This window comes from Prosthecobacter sp. (assembly GCF_014879935.1).
In the GTDB taxonomy this organism is placed as follows: domain Bacteria; phylum Verrucomicrobiota; class Verrucomicrobiia; order Verrucomicrobiales; family Verrucomicrobiaceae; genus Prosthecobacter.
This window is the reverse complement of record NZ_JACSRD010000033.1, coordinates 1-5,368: the sequence shown is the minus strand read 5'-3', so window position 1 is coordinate 5,368 and position 5,368 is coordinate 1. Positions and strand designations below refer to the sequence as shown.

The window sequence follows — 5,368 nt, the reverse complement described above, 5'->3', positions numbered from 1 at the left end:
GTCGGCCTCGTTCGTCTTGTAGTAGGAGCGGTGGTAGTAGTAGTCGAAGCCTTTGGAGCGGTGCTGGAGACGGTTCAAGACGAGGCCGGAGAGCGGGATGCCGGTCTGCTGCAGCTTGCGGATGGCTTCCTGCACGATCACTGAGGGCGTGCGGTTGCAGCGCACCACCATGAAGGTGCTGTCGGCGAGATCGCCGAGCACGAGGGTGTCGTTGACTGGGATGAGCGGGGCGGTGTCGATGACGATGCGGTCGAAACCGGCCTCGAAGGCGAGCCTGCGGAGCTTTTCGACGCCGCAGGTGGAGAGCAGCTCGGCCGGATTCGCGATGCGACGGCCGGCGGGCATGATGGCGAGGTGGGCGATGCCGGTGCCGAGGCAGGCTTCGGCAAAGGAGGCTTCCTCCAGCAAAAGATCGGTCACCCCTTTGCGGGTGGAGGGCACGCCGAAGATGCGACCGAGCTGGGAGCGGCGCAGGTCCATGTCGATGAGCAGGGTGTGAAGCCCCTGGCTGGCCAGGCTCACGGCCAGATGGGTGGAGACAAAAGTTTTCCCCTCCTCGGGGATGGCGCTGACGATCATGTGGCAGGCCTGGGGGCTGCGGGCCATGCGGGAGATGATGGCGCGGAATTCGCGGAAGCTTTCCGCCACCGCGCGGTGGGTCTGCAGCACGGAGGTCTCACGCGCGGCGTCGGGATGCTTCGGAGTGAGCATCTGCGGATTCAAGGAGGACACCATGCCGAGCACCGGTGTGCGCAGCTTCTCCCGCGCGTCGTCCACGGTGCGGATGGAGCGGTCCTGCATGACGATGAGGCCGATGATGGCGAGGCCGAGCATGAATCCGCCTGCGGAGGAGCTGCCGACGAGTTTCTTCGCGTTGGGTGAGACGGGTTCTCCCGGCACCATGGCGAGCTGATGCACCCAGATGGGCGGTGTCTCCATGCCTTTGGACACGTCCACCTGCTTGATGCGGGTGAGCACGGACTCATAGACGGCCTGATCGGACTCCATCTCACGCTTCAGCACGTTGTATTGCACGGCAAGTTGTTCGAGGTCGAGGGCCTCGGACTCCTGCTTCTTGAGCTGCTCCTGGAGTTTGCGTTCAAGCTCGCGCGCATTGTCGCAACTGGCCTGCAGCAGGCCGACGGCGTCGGTGAGGATGGAGTTGAGCTGCTGTTCGAGGTTGTCGATCACGGCCATGGCGGCCTCGTATTTCGGGTGCTTCGGCTTGTAGCGCTCCGCCAGCACGGCGAGCGAGGCCTTCTGCGAGCCGATTTGTGTGAGGATGCCGGCGACCTTGGGATGATCGGCGATGGTGGGCAGATTCAGGAGCTGGTCACGCGGCAGATTGCCGTCCCTGCATGCCTGGAGGTGGGTTTCGAGGGTGAGGCGTTCCTTCGACTGGCGGTTGAGCTCGGCGCCGAGTTCCTTGAGCTTCGTGAGCACCAGGTCCTTGCGTTCATCGAGCGAGATCGCCTGGTTGGAGCGCTTGTAGTCGTGCATGGCGATCTCGGACTGCTTCAGTTTTTCCTGAAGGCGCTGGCCTTCGGCCACGAGGGACTGGATGGCCCCCTGCAAGGTGCGGCTTTTCTGGCTCTCCAGCTCCGCCACGAGGCCGAGAGCGACCTGATTGGCCAGTGAGGCGACGAGTTCCGCGTCCGCACCGGTGACGGAGAAGTCGATGAGCCGTGTGTCCTTGCGCAAGGAGACGCGTGTCATCCCGGTGATGACGGCGATGGCGTTTTCGGCGGCGTCCTTGGAGTTCTCGGCCAGTCCGCCGGAAAAAAGCGGCAGCTTGGTGAGCTTCAGCTCGCTGACGACGCGTTCCATCACCTCGCGGCTCCTGGCGGCCTGGATGAGGGTGTTGATGGACTTTTCGTCGCCAAGGCCGGAACTGCCGACGCCGGCGATGCCGAGCAGCGAACTCTTTTCCGCGCCGAACTGCGCCACGCTGGTGGCCTCATACGCGGGCTTCTGCCGTTTGAAGTAGAGATAGCCCAGGACGCTGCCGAAGATGGCCAGGGTGAGCGGGATCCAGAAGTGGCGGCAGATGCCGTCGAGCATCTGGCCGGGATTGAGCATGGAGGAGGATTCGGACTCGGCGTCCTGCCGCTGCATCTCCATGGGCACGGAATGGGTGAGGGGGTAGGTGGCTTGCATGTCGGCGGATTAAAAGAAGCTTTCGGGCACGGTGATCACGTCGTCTTCACGCACGAAGAACATCACCGTCTTGTCACCGGAGGCCATGCTGTTGACGTCCACGCGGAAGACCTGCTCCTTGCCGTTCACGACGCGTTTGACGAGCACCTTTTTGAGATTGGCGATGCGTGTGGGGCCGCCGGCGAGGCCGAGCACCTGGAGGATGGTGAGATTTTTCTCCGCCGGCAGCTCGTGGGAGCCGGGACGCTGCACATGGCCCAGCACGGTGATGCGCTGCACGGCAAACTGCGAGACAAACAGGTTCACCTCGGGGTGTACCAGGTAATCCTTGCGATACAGCTCCTCCACCGCCCGCGCGGCGGAGATCTGGGTGAGCCCCTGAACCTTCACGGAGCCGATCAGCGGGCACTGGATGGTGCCATCGCGCCGCACCCGGCCGCCAGCGGTCAGTTCCGGCTCATTGAAGACGGACACCTGCACCATGTCCCCCTCACGGATCACGTAATCATTGGCCACCATGGTGACGGCGTTCGAGGCGAAGGCAGCGTGATCCGCCGTGGCCGTGGCTGGCTGCTGCGCCAGGACCCCCGCGTGAAAGCCGGCCGGACAAAGCACGAAAAGAAGGCAAAGAAGGTTTTTCATGAGGCGAATGAGAAAGGTGCCAGGTGCGGCTCACCAGGAGCTGGTGAGGCCGGCGCCGACCAGGTTGCGTTCGAAAGGCTGCGCTCCGGTGCCGGTGGAGTCGTTGAGCGTGTGCTGGTAGAACAACTCCAGCGCGAGGTGGCGGTGCAGCGTGTACTTCAGCCACGGACGCACGAAGCGGACGTGATCCGTGCGCGTGGTGGCCACGCCGGCCAGGTAGGTGTCGTACTCGGAGATCTCGTAGCCGAAATCAGCGCCCACATTGATCTTGCTGCCGATCTGCTGCTGGACGCCCAGCAACACGCCTTCCGATTGGAAGTACTGCCCGGTGAGCGAGGGCGAATTCTGCGCCCTTGCGAAGAGATTCACATACACCGAGGTCTTTGGCCCCACCTCGTAACGGAAGGACACGCTGCCGACCGGCAGCACGGTGTCGCCCGCGGAGATCGTGTGCATGAAATTCACACCCGCCGTGCCGCTGAGGGAGAGCTTCTTCGCTGCCTCCCACTCCATGCGCACGAGGTAGTCCTGCCCGGTCTGACGGCCGCTGCCTTCCACATCCTGGATCATCTCATTGAACTGGAGACCGAGGCGGAACTGCGGGGAGAAGGCGTAGTCTGCAAAGGTGCCGAAACGCCAGGTCGTGGAGGAGAGCAGCGCGTCATAATGGCTGCGCTGCACCTGGCCGGAGATGCCCACGCGCACTTTTTCAGACACCTCGTAGATCATCTGCAGCTCGGGTGAGAATTGCACGCGCTGCGCCTGGCCGCCCACGTCCAGATCACCGCCCATGACGTCATTGAAGCGGCCGCTGAGCTTGAAGGAGGTCTTTTTCAGCCGGTAGTTCACCGACAGGCTGAGGAACTGGTTCACCGAGTCCTGCGAATCGAACTTCTCGAAGAAGTTGAACTGCGCGGAGTAGTCCGCGAGCAGTTGCAGCTTGGATTGTTCATCGCCGTAGGAGTACTGGGCGCCCGGGCGGAAGCTCCACATGGTGTCGCTCTGCTCGTTCGTGTTGCTGAGCATCACATTCGAGTCATAGCGCCAGCTTCCGGCAGCAAATAACCGCACCTTGGAGTTCTTCTGCTGCTGGATCTGATATTCCATGAACTCCTTCAGAAAAGCGTCGTCCTGATCGTTCGGGTCCAGGATGGCGCCACCGTTCGCAGGCTGCGCCAGCGAAGCGCGTGTGCCTGCCGCCTCGTCGCGCAGGACATCCTGGCCGGCGGCAGACACGGGCAGCCACAGGGCGCACGCGAGCAGGGAGAAGCGGAGGCTGAGGTGTGCGGGAGTCACGTTCATCATGCGGAGGGAGTCAGGGGGTGTCGGCGGAGACCACCGGCAGCGTCGGCAGCGGATTGGAGAAATCTGGATTCGTCGGCGTGGTCGGCGTCGTGCCCGTGCCCCCGCCCGGATTGGTGGTCGGCTGGCTCAGCGTGGTGGTGGTGCCGCTGGAGGAGGGCGTGACGAGCTGCTTCTTCGACAGCTCCACCAGGTCCCCGCCTTGCGACGGGCCGCCAGTGAGGTTCGTCACCTTGCCCGTGAGTGTGTCCACCAGTTCCGCGGCCACCTTGCCGCCACGATTGAACAGCCAGATCACGGAGCCCTCCGGCACCTCGATTTGTCCGCCAAAATCACCATTTCCAGCAGCACTGCCTTTGCCAATGCTCACATCGCTGGAGCCCTCGCCCACCGCCACCACGGTGCGGCCTTCATCGTGCTGCACCGTCCACGTCGCCGTGCGCGTCTGTCCGGCCGGCTGCCCCGCCTCCGTTTTCTGCTGGCCGCCCGTGCGGTTCACGATCACGCCTTCCTCCGTGTTCACCGTCACCTCGATGCGCGGTGCCTTGGCCGGATCGGCATCGGGCGCTGGCGGATCGATGTGAAACAGAGCCTTTCCGGCCAGGATGCTGCATGCCAGATGACCGCTGCCGCCCTGCATCACGTCCGCGCCCTCATAGCGCACCTTGGATTCGGGATAAATCACCACGCTGAGCTTCGGCATCGGCCGCAGTAGCGCTCCCGCCTCCAAACCACACTGGATCACCGTGCCGGAGCGGATGCTGTCGCCTTTCTGCACCTGGCGTTCCCCTCCGCCGGAGGTCGAGACCATCACCACGCCCTTCACCGACGCGAATCGCGCCGAGACGGCCGTGCCCTGCTGCGCATGCAGGTGTCCGGCCGCCAGCAGGGTCAGCAACCAGGGCAGCAGCCACCCGGCCCTGCCACGCGTCCCGCTTGAGGTCGCACACCGCCTCCGAATCGCCGAGAATTGCCGATTTTTTAGAATCATCATGGAATATAGAACCAGCCATGACTTTCTGATGCCTTCGCGAGGCTCAAATCTGGTTAAGGCATTGCTTAGCCGGGGGGGGTGGCAAGGACGGAAAATCCCGGTCAGACGGTTCAAAACCGTGCGAACGCCGGTTGTGCCAGAACGACGGGAGTTGGTGAACGTTGAGCCTCAGCAGGGTGAGACTTGAGCCTTTCCGCCTGAAGGCCAATGCCATCAAGGCTATGAGGCAAAGAGTGGCGATAGGAAGCTTGTTGTTGCGATGATTAAGGCACG

At 63.3% G+C, this 5,368-nt stretch carries 4 protein-coding genes; all 4 read right to left on the bottom strand.

Annotated elements, in window-relative coordinates; genetic code table 11:
- A partial coding sequence (locus tag IAE77_RS00535) for a polysaccharide biosynthesis tyrosine autokinase (RefSeq protein ID WP_294219701.1) occupies positions 1-2,157 on the bottom strand: 2,157 nt, incomplete at its 3' end.
- Positions 2,158-2,166: 9 nt separating this feature from the next.
- Positions 2,167-2,799 carry a polysaccharide biosynthesis/export family protein gene (locus IAE77_RS00530; protein WP_294219700.1) on the bottom strand — a complete coding sequence of 211 codons (633 nt, stop codon included), beginning with the start codon at positions 2,797-2,799 and terminating at the stop codon, positions 2,167-2,169.
- Positions 2,800-2,829: 30 nt separating this feature from the next.
- A complete protein-coding gene (locus IAE77_RS00525) occupies positions 2,830-4,104 on the bottom strand; it encodes a hypothetical protein (RefSeq protein WP_294219699.1) in 1,275 nt (424 codons plus the stop codon).
- Positions 4,105-4,114: 10 nt separating this feature from the next.
- The gene (locus tag IAE77_RS00520) at positions 4,115-4,999 is read right to left on the bottom strand and encodes a hypothetical protein (RefSeq protein WP_294219698.1); all 885 of its coding nucleotides are present in this window, start codon (positions 4,997-4,999) and stop codon (positions 4,115-4,117) included.
- Between the last annotated feature and the right edge of the window lie 369 nt (positions 5,000-5,368).